The organism is Bacillus sp. TE8-1, assembly GCF_008368855.1.
GTDB classification, from domain to species: Bacteria; Bacillota; Bacilli; order Bacillales; family Bacillaceae_G; genus Bacillus_A; species Bacillus_A cereus.
Genome location: NZ_QPET01000036.1, coordinates 1 through 16405, shown reverse-complemented (window position 1 = coordinate 16405; position 16405 = coordinate 1). Strand labels below are relative to the sequence as shown.

Sequence of the window (16405 nt, the reverse complement as noted above, 5' to 3'; positions counted from 1 at the left end):
CTTGATTATTAAGTATCATATTAAAAAGAAGTTTTTTAATGGCTCTGTTATAAGTTGTCTTTCACCCTCTTGTGCAACTATAGAAAAGGTTTATTGAAGAGAAAAGAGAATTGGTTTTATGAAGAAAAATGAACAGGAGGCTATACGAATGGGAAGAAAAGAAATGTTGCAAAATAGAGTCCAACAAGTTTTTTACGAAGAAGAATGGTACCCACCAATATCAGAAGCGTTAAAGAATCTTACGGTTGAACAAGCATGTTGGCAACCAGAAGGTGCTGCCAGTAATACGATTTGGGAAAATGTGAACCATTTATTAATCTTTAAAGAACGCCTACTTTCCCGCTTACATGAAGACGACACATTTGTTGCTCCACAAAATAATGATGAGACGTTTATCCAAGGTGGACCTAATGATGATGCCGCTTGGCAGCAAACCGTAAAGCGAACGCTTCAAGTACATGATGCCTTACAATCTTCATTAACCGCCCTTCAAGAAGCAGAACTAGATCAACTAAGTCCTTCTCTACCAGTTTGGCAACAATATATGAATATCCTTTTGCATGATGCTTATCATACAGGACAAATTATACAGCTTCGGAAACTTCAAGGTTCATGGCCAACTCACCGTTCTTATTTATAAAGTGAAATTTTAATCAGCTCTTACCAATCGGGATTTTGCGGGCAGCCCATCCCCACCTCACTTCTTTGCTTTCCTTGAATTTTGAGGTAAAAATCTTACTGCTCGTTAATCCGGAATAAACGATGTTTAAAATCTCATACGTTTAATATCCAACAAAACAATTGAAAACAGCTAATTGTTCGATAATTACTACGATTGCTCAAAATAAAGCAAATTAAAATACATTGATTCCTAACATAACTTACATGCTTCATAACTTCTAATCATAATCCAAATTTGGAAGAATAGATGCTTTTTTATATACAAATAATAACTCTCAAGGAGTTGTTGACATGTATTTCATATTGAATATGTTAGGGATTTTCGTTGTCATATTAATCATTTTCTTATGTTCGCCTAATAAAAAACATATAAAATGGAGACCAATTGTAATTCTCATCCTATTGGAGCTTTTTATTACGTGGTTTATGTTAGGCACAAAGCTCGGCAGTATTATCATTAATAAAATTGCGTCATTTTTCAGTTGGCTACTAGCATGTGCGAATGAAGGTATTCGATTTGCATTTCCTTCAGCTATGGAAAGTCAGCACATTGATTTCTTCTTTAGTGCGTTACTTCCTATCATTTTTGTTATTACTTTTTTCGATATTCTTTCTTATTTCGGAATCTTAACTTGGATTATTGATAAAGTAGGTGCAGTTATTTCAAAGATTTCTCGTTTACCAAAGTTAGAAAGTTTCTTTTCGATTCAAATGATGTTTTTAGGAAACACCGAAGCACTTGCGGTTGTTCGGGATCAATTATCTGTTTTAAAAGAAAATCGATTATTAACTTTTGGAATTATGAGTATGAGTAGCGTTAGCGGATCCATTCTTGGTGCTTATTTATCAATGGTTCCAGCAACATATATTTTCAGCGCAATCCCATTAAACTGTATTAACGCATTAATTTTAGCCAATGTATTAAATCCTGTGGAAGTTTCGAAAGAAGAAGACGTTGTTTACACACCTTCAAAACATGAAAAAAAGGATTTCTTTTCTACTATTTCAAACAGTATGTTAGTTGGGATGAATATGGTTATCGTTATTTTAGCTATGGTAATTGGTTATGTAGCTTTAACAGCATGTTTAAATGGGATTTTAGGATTTTTTGTAACGGGGTTAACAATCCAAAAAATCTTCTCCATTATCTTTAGTCCTTTTGCATTTTTACTCGGTTTATCAGGCAGTGATGCTATGTATGTAGCTGAATTAATGGGGATCAAAATAACGACGAATGAATTTGTTGCAATGATGGATTTAAAATCAAACTTAAAGTCGCTACAACCGCATACGGTTGCGGTTGCAACGACATTTCTAGCTTCTTTTGCTAACTTTAGTACAGTAGGTATGATTTACGGAACTTACAATTCATTATTTGGCGGAGAAAAATCATCAGTCATCGGTAAAAATGTTTGGAAGCTTCTTGTTAGCGGGATGGCTGTTTCTTTATTAAGTGCTATGCTCGTTGGGCTATTTGTATGGTAATTAATTTTTATAATAAAAGACACCCAAGCCAATTGAGTGTCTTTTATTATTATTTTCGAATTTGCCCATTTCCACGAATCACATATTTTGTAGAAGTTAATGCTGGAAGCCCCATTGGTCCTCTTACGTGTAACTTTTGTGTACTGATACCAATTTCCGCTCCGAATCCAAATTCGGATCCATCTGTAAAACGAGTCGATGCATTATGATAAAGTGCCGCGGCATCTACAGAAGTAAAAAACTTGCTGACGTTTTCCTCGTTTTCAGTAATAATTGCTTCAGAATGCATAGATCCATACGTATTTATATGATGAATCGCTTCTTCAACAGTGGAAACCACTTTCACTGCTAGTGTGAGAGATAAAAACTCAGTTTCCCAGTCTTCTTCTGTCGCAAGTAAGATAGAAGGATCAATCTCCACTGCTTTATTATCACCACGTAGCTCCACTCCTCTTTCCTTCAAGGAAGAAAACAACTCGCTACCATATTGCTCTGCCCACTTCTCATGAAGTACAATCGTTTCAATTGCATTACATACAGATGGACGCTGCGTTTTTGCGTTTATAATAATATCAAATGCCATTTGTTTATCCGCTGTTTCATCAATGAAAATATGACAATTCCCCGCACCTGTTTCAAGTACTGGAACAGACGCTTCCCTCACTACTGTATCAATTAATTGTTTACCGCCTCTTGGTATAAGAACATCCAAGTACTCGTTCAATGTAAACAACTGTTTTGCACTATCTCTCGTTGTATCTTCTATGAGCTGTACACTTTCTGAAGGCAAGCTAGTCTGCTTAAGCGCCCGGTGAATAACGCTAACGATGGCTTTGTTAGAATGAATAGCAGAAGAACTACCACGTAGTATTACTGCGTTTCCTGTTTTTAAACAAATTGTAGCAGCATCAACAGTTACATTCGGTCTTGCCTCATAAATCATTCCGACAACACCAAGTGGTACGCGCATCTCCTGAATAGATAGTCCATTTGGCCTTTCCCATGCACTTACACATTCTCCTACAGGATCACGTAATTCAATTAGCTGCTTAATCCCCTCTGTCATATCAATAATACGATTTTCAGTTAGCAGAAGACGATCAAGGAGTGAATCAGAAAATCCTTTTGCCTTACCTTCTTCAATATCCCTCTTGTTTTCTTCTAAAATATAAGCTGTTTCTAATATTAACTGATCAGCTATTGCGGAAAGTGCTTCGTTTTTTTGCTCTGTAGATTTAAGCACAAGCTCTCTAGCAACCTCTTTTGCTTTTATCCCCTTTGCCAACACTTCATTCATTTTTATTTCCTCCTTTTTAAAGTGAAACCCAATGATCCCTATGGATGACTTCATAACTATGTCTCTCGCCTCTTACTTGAATATCTTGGCTTTGCATACCTTTTACATCTCTTAGTTCCTCTGCACTATATGTGCATTGTCCTTTTCCTATTACGCGCCCTTGTTGCGTTACAACCTCTACAACTTCACCCACTTGGAAAAATCCTGATACATTCGTAACACCAGCTGGAAGTAAACTCTTACCATGCTGAATGATGGCAGTAGCTGCCCCAGCATCTACTTCAATTTGTCCGCTAACAAGCGAATGTAAGGCAATCCATTGCTTGTTCATCTTCATTTCTTTTTGAGGAGCATTACCAACATACGTTCCATCACCCTTACCCTTCAAAACATCTACAAGCTTTTCCTGTCCACGTCCTGTTCCGATAAATACACTCACACCAAGAGAGAGCGCTGTCTTTGCAGCATCGATTTTTGATTTCATACCGCCAGTCCCAAGTTTTGAGCCAGCATCTCCTGCAAGAGAAGAAATTTCTTCCGTAACTTCAGGAAGAAAATAATATTTTTTTGCATCCGCATTTTTCTGAGGATTTTTGTCATATAACCCGTTCACATCCGTAAAGATCATGAGCATATCCGCCGAAACAAGCCCGCTTACTAAAGCTGACAGCATATCATTATCACCGAACGTCAGCTCCTCTAAGGAGATGGAATCATTTTCATTAATAATTGGAAGAGCGGAGCGGTTTAATAATTCTCCTAACGTAGCGTAAGCATTACTATATTGTTCTTTTCTAGAAAAATCACTTCTCGTCAGCAAAAGTTGCGCAGTAACGATGCCATATTTACGGAATTCCTCGGTGTACGCCTGCATTAACAAACTTTGTCCGACAGCTGCTGCAGCCTGTTTCCCTTTAATCGTTACAGGTCTGCTAGGATATCCTAGCGCTGAAAAACCTGCAGCGACGGCTCCAGATGTAATTAACACAACCTCGTGCCCATCTTCTTTCAACCGAGCCAATGCGGCAACGTGATCTGAAAGCTGTTCTGTAGAGATGCCTCCGTGACTATCTGCCAAGGAACTACTCCCAATCTTTACAACAACTCGTTGTTTTTTCACTTTTTTATCCCCCAAGTCTAAAATCAAAGTTTTTTATAAATTACACTTCATTCACTTTGTAACTATATCTATTCTCATCAATACTGCAATGAAGTATTTAAGAGCAAAATAAAAATGACCGCTTCGCCCTTAATAAAATAAAAAGGACGAAACGGTCATTGTTCCGCGGTACCACCTTAATTGATATACATAGATATCCACTTGGTGCCTATAACGCAGGCGAACGCCTAAACTTTCATTTAAGACTCAGGGATAGGTTCGATATATTCTATACGAGGAATCTTTCAGCCGGTGAATTCCACTCTCTTTCGCAAGAAGACATATGTACTAGTTCCCTTCAACGATTTTCAATCTAATTTTTTTATATTATGCGATATAGTTCGATTCGGTGTCAAGAGGTATTTTTAAAAATAAATAGAGCCGCAGTTATTTGTATGAAATTATCTCCCTACTGAATGAAAATACAAAATGATATAAGTTTAACTCATATTCATAAACATAAAACCTTACATTATAGTGTATATATTTACATAATGTCGAATATAATTAATTTTTATCTTTTAGTGTTGCAAAAAGGAATATATTCTCTTAGAATGTTTCTTTATATTGCACAGGGATGTTATTCTTATTCTAAGAAAATAATATCAAACCGATATAATTGATTATAAAAGGAGCAAAATTGAGTTATTATGGATAAACAAATTGGATTCATCGGTTGCGGAAATATGGGGATGGCTATGATTGGCGGAATGATAAACAAAAATATAGTGTCTTCAAATCAAATTATTTGTTCAGATTTAAACACTGCTAATTTAAAAAATGCTAGTGAAAAATATGGACTAACTACAACTACCGACAACAATGAAGTAGCTAAAAATGCTGATATTTTAATTTTATCAATCAAACCAGACCTATACGCGTCAATAATTAATGAAATAAAAGAAGTAATCAAAAACGATGCTATCATCGTAACGATCGCTGCTGGGAAAAGTATTGAAAGTACTGAAAATGCCTTTAATAAAAAAGTAAAGGTTGTAAGAGTAATGCCTAATACTCCTGCTCTTGTTGGAGAGGGAATGTCTGCATTATGCCCTAATGAAATGGTGACAGAAAAAGATTTAGAAGATGTACTAAACATTTTCAATAGTTTTGGTCAAACAGAGATCGTAAGTGAAAAATTAATGGATGTTGTAACATCTGTAAGTGGTTCTTCACCAGCTTATGTATATATGATTATAGAAGCGATGGCAGATGCTGCTGTACTAGATGGTATGCCAAGAAATCAAGCATATAAATTCGCTGCTCAAGCTGTGTTAGGCTCTGCAAAAATGGTACTAGAAACAGGAATACATCCAGGTGAATTGAAAGATATGGTTTGTTCTCCTGGCGGAACGACAATAGAAGCTGTAGCAACATTAGAGGAAAAAGGACTGAGAACAGCGATTATTTCAGCTATGCAGCGTTGTACGCAAAAGTCTGTTGAACTATCTGGTCAAACTAAAAAGTAAAACTGTAAAAGAGATCGCGTTAGCTATGAATTCATATGAATTTAATTAGAAATTCACTACATGATAAACGGCCAAACTCATATATACTTGAGTTTGGCCGTTTCAGTTTTAATTATATTAAAATAATTTCATTCAAATCTTCTTTACAGGTTCTGTTTTATCCCTTACCTATTCCCTACTATGATTGTGTAATTTTATTAGAAACTAATAATTTTTCAATGCATTTCGGTAACATATCTAATAGCGTTTCAAATGCGTAGTTTACATCTAGACGTTCTGTCCATTGATGTGCATCTTTTCCTACCGGCCCCATATTTAATACTGGAACATCAAACTCTTCTAATTGCTGAAGCGGAATTGAATAACCTTTATCCCATAATGGCATATTGTCTACAAGCGAACTCATTGAATCCAGTGGATACTGCAAGCCTACATAACTTAAATCTGAAATCCCCCCAAAATAATTTTGGTTTTCAAATGTAATTTTATGATTGTAGTGTGCATACTTTTCCATTTCTACAACTACCTCTTTTATTAAAGGATTGTTGCGTGAACTCACAGCTGGATAGTACGGCGGAGCGAAGAAAAGTACAATCATCGGTGCCTTTTCTTTACATAAAATCGCTAATTTATCTACTAAATCAATGGTTACCGCACGATCATCTTTATCTCCTCTATTTTTTATAATATTAGATTGAATATGATTTATTTTTTCTCGTCCATGTTGCTCAATTGCATATGTGATAAGCTCTTCATAAGTTAATACATTTACTTTGAGATTAGGTGGTATAAATGGATTATATTTAGAAAAACAATATGCATGTTTTTCATACGACTCTTCTATTTTCTCTGCTACTTTCGTTACTTTTTGACGTAACAATGCAACTACATCTGTCATTGATTTTTCTAATAAAAACAAATTAAATAATGTAACTGCACGATGCGGAATTTGTACAGAATAATCCTCTTTTAAGTCCCTTTGAAGTAAGTTAGTTGGCGGGGGACTCGCTTCCCCTTCTACAATATCACAAAGGTCTGTGTTTAACTCTAATTCTGCTGTTATTAATGAAGCCATATAACTCCCATTTACCCCTGCAAAAGGTTCACCTACATGTGTCTCTTTTCCGTAGCAAAGAAAACCAGGTAACACTTTACCAATAGAGCCAGTGTAAATATACTTATTTTGGTCACCAGGATGTCTTGAAAACATAGGCTCTGAGTTTAAGACCGTTTTATAATCTAAGTTATGCTCTCTTGCTAAATCTAACAGTCTCGGAACAGCGGCCCTCATCCCTACAGAATTTACTTCTTCATCTGGTACAGCCAATAAAAGAACATTCCCATCAAATCTTTCTTCGCAAGCTTGCTCAATCATTGCCATTTGTAATGCGAGGCCGCATTTCATATCCATTGTTCCTCTACCAAACAGCCATTCTCCATGTTCTATATCTTCACGTACATGGTCTGGAAGTTCATCTTTATGAGAATAAAACATAGATGTTAACTTTTTAGGATTAAATGCATCTTCTTTCCACATTCCGTAATCTTGTACATCTACAACATCAAAGTGACTTACTAGAATTACAGTATTTTTTGTACTATCGCTTTTCTTTACTAGTGCTGTAACAAAATATCGTCCGTCCCCTGTCGGATTTTTTTGCAAATGGTGCGGTTTTTGTTTGAAATACTGTAAGTCAGATAATTGTTCCACAACAAAGTCTGGCAATATTACTTCAGCTTCGGAACCGGTAATACTAGGAATTTCAACAAGACTGCTTAATAATTGAACCAATTGTTCTTTTGATTGCCACTTTGACATATAAACCCCCCTATTTTCCGCATTATGAAAACTAATTCCATTATATGAATAAAAAATGACGACAGCTATCAAAATTATAGTTCTGATGTACTGCCGATTTTTATTGATATTTCATGAGCCGCTTGTTTTACCTTGCTAATAAGAAAAGATAGTCGATCATCATTAATACGATGACTAATTAACCCAACACTTAATGCTCCTACTACTTTATGATTAAATCCGATAATAGGTGCAGCTACTGAAGCTGTCCCTTCTGTTTTTTCACCATAACTGACAGCATATCCTTCATTTTTTATTTGCTTTATTTGATTAAGAAGAATTTGCTTTTGTTCTGGTAATGAAGGAAGTAAATACTCTACAATATGTTCCATTTCATTCGTTTTCATATTGGCAAGCATCGTTTTATTTGCAGCACCAATTGAAAGTGGAATTTGTTCTCCTAGATTATCGATAACTCGAATTTTTAAAGGACTATCAATTCTTTCAATGATAATAGAATGTGTTCCGTTTGGAATATTCAAATAGACACTTTCTTCCACTTCAGAAGCCAAACGTTTCATCACTTCTCTTGCAACAGATCTGTAGTCTACCTTCTCCAATTGACGCAACCCTATTTCCATCCACATTGGTCCAATTTTGTACTGTTTTGTCTCTGTAATTTGTGTAACTAACCCATGCTCCATTAGAGAGTTAAGTAATCTATGTACTGTACTAACCGGGAGATGTGTTCCATCAGCTATATCAGAAATAGCCCAATACTCTTTTTCATTTGTAGAATTCAATAATTTAATAATACTTATCGCTCGATCAATGGACTGTACCATAACTCGCCTCAACTTTACTCGTAATATGTTAGTACGCTTAATTAACTATCAATTTAGCAAACATTCGAAATGAAATCAATCTATTTATTTAATTTTCTAACAATAAAAACATATCACTAACAACGAATTGAAAACGCAAACAAAAAAATATTGACTTTTCTTTTTAATTATCTGAAAATTATAACAAGATTTCACATCACGGAATACATTCCATAATACGGAAAAACATCAAACATTCTTCTATCAACTACGAAAGTGAGGAAAACAATGGCGCAAGTAAGCAATACAAACAATGAATTAAAACGTACGATGAAAAGTAGACACTTATTCATGATTGCACTCGGTGGTGTGATTGGAACCGGGTTATTTAACGGATCTGGCTTTATTATAAGTCAGGCTGGACCTGGTGGATCCGTACTTGCCTTTATTGCTGGTGGATTATTAATGTATTTCGTTATGCTATGTCTTGGTGAACTTGCTGTAGCCATGCCTGTTTCAGGTTCTTTTCAGGAATATGCTACTAAATTCATCAATCCTGCAACTGGCTTTACAATCGGATGGTTGTATTGGTTAAGCTGGGCGAATACGACCGGTCTTGAATTTACAACTGCCGGTATTACAATGCAGCGCTGGTTTCCTGATATTCCTGTTTGGGTTTGGTGTTTAATATTTGGCGTTACCATCTTCACTATTAACGCATTATCTGCTCGTAGTTATGCAGAAACAGAATTTTGGTTTTCAAGTATAAAAGTATCTGCCATTATAGCTTTTATAATTCTTGGTGGCGCCGCTATGTTCGGTTTTATTGATTTAAAAGGCGATGAACCAGCTCCACTTCTTTCAAATTTCGTAAATCATGGTGGTTTATTTCCGAATGGACTTGCAGCTATTCTATTAACAATGGTTACAGTCAATTATTCCTTCCAAGGTACAGAGCTTGTCGGAATCGCAGCAGGTGAAAGTGAAGATCCAGCAAAAACTTTACCTCGTTCTATTAGAAATATTATATGGCGCACAATGTTTTTCTTCGTCTTAGCAATCTTTGTTCTTGTTGCTTTAATTCCTTGGGAAGAAGCTGGATTAACAAAGAGTCCATTCGTTGCTGTTTTTGATAATATCGGTATTCCATATGCAGCTGATATTATGAACTTTGTTATTCTTACTGCTGTTCTTTCTGTCGCAAACTCAGGACTATACGCTGCTACTCGAATGCTTTGGTCTTTATCAAAAAACGAAATGGCTCCAGCATTTTTAAAGAAATTATCATCACGTGGGATTCCTCTCAACGCTTTAATCATGACAATAGCTATTTCTGCTTTTTCTCTTTTGACAAGTGTAGTAGCTGCTGAAACTGTTTACTTGTGGCTCATTTCAATTTCCGGAGTCATTACCATTATTGTTTGGATGTCAATTTGTGTTTCTCAATTCTTTTTCCGCAAACATTATTTAGCAGACGGCGGAAAATTAGAAGACTTAAAATTTAAAACGCCACTTTATCCACTCGTACCAATTCTTGGTTTTGGATTGTATGGCATTATATTAATCAGTCTTATTTTTATCCCAGAACAACGACTTGGAATCTATTGCACTGTCCCATTTATCATCTTTTGCTACACTTACTATCACTTTAAAGTTAAGAAAAGAATTGCAACTAACACTCAAAGTGAAACTAAAATTAGCGAAACTTCGTAATATTGTACGATACAAAAAAGACAACACGTGGCGTTTCACTTCATGTGTTGTCTTTTTTTATTATTTAAATATGAGTTCACCTGAATTTAATGGATTTTTCTCTTCTCCTACAAAAGTAGTAAAATTTTCATTTGAACTTGCTACCTCAGTTGGATTTATCGTATTTCAATTTCGATATAATAATAAATAGGTATATCAGATATAGCTGTACATTATTAGAATTACATTCATTACTCAACTGGTAGTTACCAAGAAAGAAAGGAATGATCATAATGATACAGAACATATACGAGACTCATTTACATGTAAGAAATTTAGAAAAAGCGATAAATTTCTATCAAAACAAGCTAGGATTAACGTTAGCAAGAAAACTCTCCAAAAGAAGAGTGGCTTTCTTTTGGGTCGGAGAAAATAAACAACAAATGCTTGGACTATGGGAAGTACATAACATTGAAGACTTTGAGCCGAGACATTTTGCTTTTGGTGTAAATTTAGAGTTTTTAATGACTTCTAAAGCGTGGTTAGAGGAACGTGGAATAGCAGTGATAGGAAGTCAAGGAAAAGGAAATCAAGAGCCAATTGTCCAAAGGTGGATGCCTGCTGCAAGTGTATACTTTCTAGATTGTGATGGAAACAAATTAGAATTCATTTCTATGTTACATGAGAATCCAGATGAATTAGAATATGCGTCCTATTTAAGTGTATGGAATGCGGAACACCAAGAAAAATGAATGGAATTTTCGTTCAAGTCTTTTCTTATTTTTGGATATAATGTTGTACGATCCCCCCTTTTACTATGAATTTGTTAACATAATGCATTTACTGTCATCTTATATTTGTACTTACGTACGAGCAATTCCTAATCTGCTTCAATTACAATTTGAATTATGTAAATTTCCCTCTTATCTGGCATCTACTCTTTAAACACAAACTCCCCTTAAATCGAAAATGATTAAGGGGAGTTTTATATACGATGCAATTATAGTTCAGATTTCACTCGAACAGAAACATTATTTTTAATTATATTTTTGACATCTTTAAAGCTAACAAAATTGTTACTTTTCTCATCCCAAAGACGGAAACGTAGTGATTGTAAGCTTGTAGCAAGCGTAATCGTTGGTACATTTTTTAACGGAAGCGTATTATTGTGTGCCTCTTCTAGTTTATAGTTAGGTACCCTTGGGCTTAAATGGTGAACATGATGGAATCCAATATTACCAGTTAAGAATTGCAAAATTTTAGGCAGCTTATAAAAAGAACTTCCTTCCACTGCCGCTTTCACATATTCCCAATCTTTATCCTCTTCAAAATAAGAATCCTCAAATGTGTGCTGTACGTAAAACAGCCAAATCCCTACTGAACCTGCTATTAAGAATATAGTACCATGTACTAACAGAAACGATTGCCACCCAATTGCCCAGCAAAGTATAGCTACTACAGCAACAATTATAATATTCGTCAAATAAGTATTCATACGTTCTTTCTGCCTTGCACCTTTTCGGTTAAATCTATTTTTAAGCAAGAAAACATAAATCGGACCTAATCCAAACATAACGAATGGATTGCGATATAAGCGATATGCTAAACGAAGTCTAAATGGTGCAGCTACATATTCATCAACTGTAAGCGTCCAAATATCCCCTGTACCCCTCTTATCCAAATTACCACTTGTAGCGTGGTGAATAGAATGTTCATGCCCCCACTGATCAAATGGGAATAATGTTAAAACACCCATACACGTTCCAACTATTCTATTTGCACGTCGACTTTTAAAGAACGAATAATGGGTGCAATCATGAAAAATAATGAAAATTCTTGTCATAAATCCAGCGGCTAACAGTGCTGGAACTAATGTTAACCAATAAGAAACTGACAAACTTTTATAAGCAAGGTACCATAAAATAATAAATGGCACGATTGTGTTGATCAGTTGCCAAACACTTTTTTTAATCGTTGATTTTTCAAAAGGAGCAACTTGTTTTTTTAAATTTTTAGTATTTTCTAAGGTCATTGTTCTAATTCCTTTCCTTTTTGTTGCTAATTCATATTATAGCACACTATTAGTATCAGGTGTTAAAAGTAGCTATAATAAATATTATATACTATGAAAATCTCTTTTTTCTTACTCATTACTTACAAATTACTTACGCCCAAAACAGCTTCTATAATTGGACAGGCGGAGTATTTTATTTATAAAAGAAACTTCGAATTTTTCCAATAAGTACATAAAAAAACAGCAAGTTTTTTCACAAGAAGAAAAAAGCTGCGATAAGTCAGTTTCACCGACTTATCGCAGCTCCTCTTCGTTTTACCTTATTTTATCGATGAAGCCACACTGCACCTGCAGACTTGTCTTCAGCTTGGCCTACCACTTCAAACTTCAGTCCTAGTTTCGGTAACTTACGTCCTGCATCAGGAATAATGCTGTTGATGTATTGCTTAGAATCATCAAATTTTGCCACTCCTGGTAATCCTTTATAATCGAAGATACCGCGAGTTGGTGAATTTACTTTCCATGCTGGTGTTTGATCAAATGAGAATGCCGCATCGGCAATTTGGTAACGCGTACTGCTCTTCACAGTAGGTTGTCCGTTTAATGTCCCTACAATTGCCTCTGGATGAGAATCTACTACTCCTAAGAACCCTTCACCTGGATGAACGCCTACCCAGTTATCTGTAAAGCTTTGATCCGCATACCATACAACCATTCCTGTATTAAATACTGGGCCACGTGCATGTTGTAACGCAGTGTCAGAACCAGCGTAATTTCTCCACTCTACATAGTAATTATGTTTTTTCTGTTCAAATCCGTTAGACACAGTAAAGCCTTTTAACGTCATTGCTGGCTGACCTTCTGCATCATCAGAGAAAACAACTTTTCCATCTACAGTTAATGCTGCATTATCTAACGCAAACCCTTTATAAGCTACTGCAATATCTGTTAAGTACTCAAATTGCAGTTTTACTTTTTTTCCTTTGAATTGGCTTAAATCGTATGATTTATCAACCCACTTACCATCAGTTGTATCCGCGCCGCCTTTTACATCTTTTTCGCCCATTCTATCAATGCGTGTCTTCGTTCCATCTTCTGCAATCGCATATACGTCAAGGAAATCATACTTCGCTTCAAGTTCGTAAAATGCCTTATAATCGAACTTAGCATCCTTTGCATTTGTTAAGTCAAATACTGGTGTCTCAAGTGTTGTATGAATGTCATTTCCTTTTGTACTGTAATAGAACTTCTTACCAAACGCTGATTCGATATTTTTTATATCTTTGTCTGGCAAGTTAACACGAACGATTCCAGGTCGTTTAGATTTTGTAGTACTTTGATCTACATATGTCGCAACACCGATTCCTTTGCTAAGTTTGTCATAATCTACTTCAAGGATATTCGCCCAGTTCCCCTTCATATTCTTTTGGAAAAACTCTTTATTTTGTGGTGAGAAACTCGTTGGCTCTGTTCCTGCAATTTTTCCAGCCCAGCTACCACCACTCATAATAGACCATGACTCAACAGGTTCACCTTGTCCTGAGTACTTTGTATCATATTCATCTGGTAAGCCTAAATCATGGCCATACTCATGTGCAAACACACCAACTGCCCCGTCTTCAGGCTCGATTGTATAATCATATGCAGCCATCTTTCCGCCCCAGTTCGAAACAGAAGATTTCGTGCCATCAATTGCATATGGTTTTGAACCTAGTTTTGAACGATGTGACCAAATCGCATCATCTTTCAATTTACCGCCGCCAGCTTCTTGACCAACGCCAGCATGTACAACCATTAAATGATCAATAATGCCATCTGGCTCATTTTTATTTCCATCACCATCTTGATCGTATTGATCAAATTGGTCATAGTCTGCTAAATTGATTCCTTTTGCTACCGCTGCTTTTAATGCTTCTTTCACAAAATCTTTTGGTCCTAAAGGCCCCTTGTTATCATGCCCAGTACCTGCATCAGCACCATAATCTGATGCTTTTCCTGGAACAGTAAGCCATTCTGTTACAGTCCCATCAACTGTGTAGCTACCACCAGATTGTTCTTCATAATATTGCTTAAATGTGTTAATCTTCGATCCATCAAATAAAGTAAATGGTTCATCACCAAATAACATTTTTTGATAATGTTCACGATTAAAGTCTTTAGAATACATGTATCCTGGCTCTTGATCAATATTGTTATGCTTAAAATCGCTAAATTCTACAAGTAAAACAAGTACTTTATCTTTTCGAACAGCTCCATTGTATTCTTCTTGCTTCGCTGATGTAGTAGGTACTTTTCCATTTAATTTCCCAGGGTTCAATGCTGCACCTTGTCCAGCTACCGGGCCTACTTCAGGCTGCTGCGCCTGTTCATTTTCCTTCATTTTTGCATCTTTTACTTTTTTCATAAAATCAGAAGCTTCTTGCGTAAGACTATCTCCTGTTAAGATTTCTTTCCCAGGGTTTTCCCCTTTCTTTTTCTCAACATATTTTTCGACAGCCTTTGACGTCTCAGCTTGCGATGCAGATTGATCAATTACCCCCCGTTGTTTTAGCGCTTCAGCCAAACGCTCCTCCGGTATTAAGTGCTCATCTATTGGTAGAGATGATGTTGGTGTCTCAGCATACGCTGCGTGACCTCCAAAAGCAAACGTACTACTTAGTACTGCTGCTGTTGTTAATACCGCTAATGGTTTTAATTTCTTTTTCTTTTTCAATGTATTTCCTCCCCAGTGTCTGCAAATTATCGTTTTTTGCCGATAACAACATAATATTCGTTATAATACGAATATTCAATCTTTTTCAACAAATAAAATGTTGAGAAATATTTTTTATGCAGGGTGAAATACATAAGATAGAAAAACAAACTCACCTATAAATAACAGTGAACTTTTTTAGTAAAAATAAGAATTAAATATTTTCTATACTACTTAATCTATGGTTTACCATATTACTCACTAATCTCATTATTACAAGCTAATAGTGGTTCGTACATCATTATAGCGTGATTCTCTGTTACATATTGATCTTCTATTAACTGTTTCTGTAGATTATATACTTTACGTTGAATCACATTATGTCGTATATAACCGCCCCAGTATGCAGGTTGAATTGAGTGTTCTTTCTCATACACTTCATATTGATAAAGTTGCGGATAGACTGTTCTCCATTCACCAACTAAATGTTCATCTGTCATATAAAGGTGAAGTTGATACGGTTGATCCGTTTCATTTTTAATTTGTAAATCCAAATAGTTATAGGAACAAGTTGCCCCACTCCCAAACGGTTGAGTTCGCCTAGAATCAGGAAAGACATCAAAGCTATGACGATATCGTTCGGTTACTGTCAGTGGTGTATGTAGCGTCATCCAATATATTAAATTTGAAAGCTGACAAAGACCTCCTCCAATACCTGATTGAAAAGATCCGTAGTGTAATACCATACCTTCTACATACCCTTTTTTCCTCGTTGGCTTACCTATTAAACGCCAGTAAGAAAATGTTTCTCCCGGTCTAATGACGATACCATTTAGTTTTTTAACAGCAATTTTCAAATTAACAACCTTATTCTGTTGATACCACATATCTACATCTTTGAGCTTACGAAGTAATATTGTTTGGTGCTGAATTGCTGTACAAGGTAGCTTTTCTTGTTGGAACCTTTTTGCATATGTTTTTCCGTCTGCTAACCACTGAATGTGCCTCTTTGTAGAGTAATACCACTTACCTAGCATAATGCGATACTTAGACCGCTGTTTAGGACGTAAGTGCACTATATTCATTTTATTCCCTCTCTCTTTCTTCAACTAAATTCTAATATATTTCTAATTCAATAAATTACAGTTTTCTTAACTGCATAATAATTTTCGCAAAAAAATAATAAATTTACTCTAGTGGAGATTTTATTTTGATGATTGCTTTATAATTATATAAAACTGAGCTTCAATACAATAAATTGAAATAAACACATTATAAATATAACGGATAACCT

General features: G+C 35.6%; 12 protein-coding genes and 1 other annotated feature. Of the genes, 5 read left to right on the top strand and 7 right to left on the bottom strand.

From position 1 onward, the window contains the following. Positions 1-148 precede the first annotated feature (148 nt). Both DN404_RS27450 and DN404_RS27445 read left to right on the top strand, forming a co-directional pair. Positions 149-640 carry a DinB family protein gene (locus tag DN404_RS27450; protein ID WP_149215710.1) on the top strand — a complete coding sequence of 164 codons (492 nt, stop codon included), beginning with the start codon at positions 149-151 and terminating at the stop codon, positions 638-640. A gap of 332 nt (positions 641-972) precedes the next feature. Then, a complete protein-coding gene (locus DN404_RS27445) occupies positions 973-2166 on the top strand; it encodes a NupC/NupG family nucleoside CNT transporter (RefSeq protein ID WP_000273596.1) in 1194 nt (397 codons plus the stop codon). 49 nt (positions 2167-2215) lie between these two features. Here the strand turns inward: DN404_RS27445 and DN404_RS27440 are convergent, their stop codons facing one another. Both DN404_RS27440 and proB read right to left on the bottom strand, forming a co-directional pair. After that, positions 2216-3463 (bottom strand): glutamate-5-semialdehyde dehydrogenase, encoded by a 1248-nt coding sequence (locus DN404_RS27440; RefSeq protein ID WP_149215709.1) that lies wholly within the window; start codon positions 3461-3463, stop codon positions 2216-2218. Positions 3464-3479: 16 nt separating this feature from the next. Then, the gene (gene proB, locus DN404_RS27435) at positions 3480-4583 is read right to left on the bottom strand and encodes a glutamate 5-kinase (protein ID WP_048534748.1); all 1104 of its coding nucleotides are present in this window, start codon (positions 4581-4583) and stop codon (positions 3480-3482) included. Between the two features lie 139 nt (positions 4584-4722). Further along, positions 4723-4933: a binding site (T-box leader), on the bottom strand. 339 nt (positions 4934-5272) lie between these two features. Between proB and proC the strand changes: the two genes are divergently transcribed. Further along, entirely contained in the window at positions 5273-6091 is an 819-nt protein-coding gene (proC, locus tag DN404_RS27430) for a pyrroline-5-carboxylate reductase (protein ID WP_000360725.1), read from the top strand. Positions 6092-6269: 178 nt separating this feature from the next. Here the strand turns inward: proC and DN404_RS27425 are convergent, their stop codons facing one another. Both DN404_RS27425 and DN404_RS27420 read right to left on the bottom strand, forming a co-directional pair. Continuing rightward, complete coding sequence (locus DN404_RS27425) at positions 6270-7910, bottom strand: M20/M25/M40 family metallo-hydrolase (protein WP_149215708.1); 1641 nt, start codon at positions 7908-7910, stop codon at positions 6270-6272. 74 nt (positions 7911-7984) lie between these two features. Beyond that, complete coding sequence (locus DN404_RS27420; protein ID WP_000250758.1) at positions 7985-8734, bottom strand: IclR family transcriptional regulator; 750 nt, start codon at positions 8732-8734, stop codon at positions 7985-7987. 267 nt (positions 8735-9001) lie between these two features. On the opposite strand from DN404_RS27420, the gene DN404_RS27410 reads away from it, so the two are divergent. Together DN404_RS27410 and DN404_RS27400 are read left to right on the top strand one after the other, a co-directional pair. Continuing rightward, on the top strand, positions 9002-10426 hold the full coding sequence (locus DN404_RS27410; protein ID WP_149215707.1) for an amino acid permease: 1425 nt from the start codon (positions 9002-9004) through the stop codon (positions 10424-10426). Positions 10427-10698: 272 nt separating this feature from the next. Beyond that, positions 10699-11157, top strand: a complete 459-nt coding sequence (locus tag DN404_RS27400) for a VOC family protein (RefSeq protein WP_025687456.1) — start codon at positions 10699-10701, stop codon at positions 11155-11157. A 248-nt stretch (positions 11158-11405) separates the two neighbouring features. Here DN404_RS27400 and desA read toward each other — a convergent pair whose 3' ends face one another. From desA to DN404_RS27385, 3 genes are all read right to left on the bottom strand, one after another. Continuing rightward, positions 11406-12437 (bottom strand): Delta(5) desaturase DesA, encoded by a 1032-nt coding sequence (desA, locus tag DN404_RS27395; protein ID WP_000171504.1) that lies wholly within the window; start codon positions 12435-12437, stop codon positions 11406-11408. A 307-nt stretch (positions 12438-12744) separates the two neighbouring features. Continuing rightward, positions 12745-15132 carry an immune inhibitor A domain-containing protein gene (locus DN404_RS27390; RefSeq protein WP_000727446.1) on the bottom strand — a complete coding sequence of 796 codons (2388 nt, stop codon included), beginning with the start codon at positions 15130-15132 and terminating at the stop codon, positions 12745-12747. A gap of 233 nt (positions 15133-15365) precedes the next feature. After that, positions 15366-16196 (bottom strand): VanW family protein, encoded by an 831-nt coding sequence (locus DN404_RS27385; RefSeq protein WP_001028236.1) that lies wholly within the window; start codon positions 16194-16196, stop codon positions 15366-15368. Positions 16197-16405: the final 209 nt, after the last annotated feature.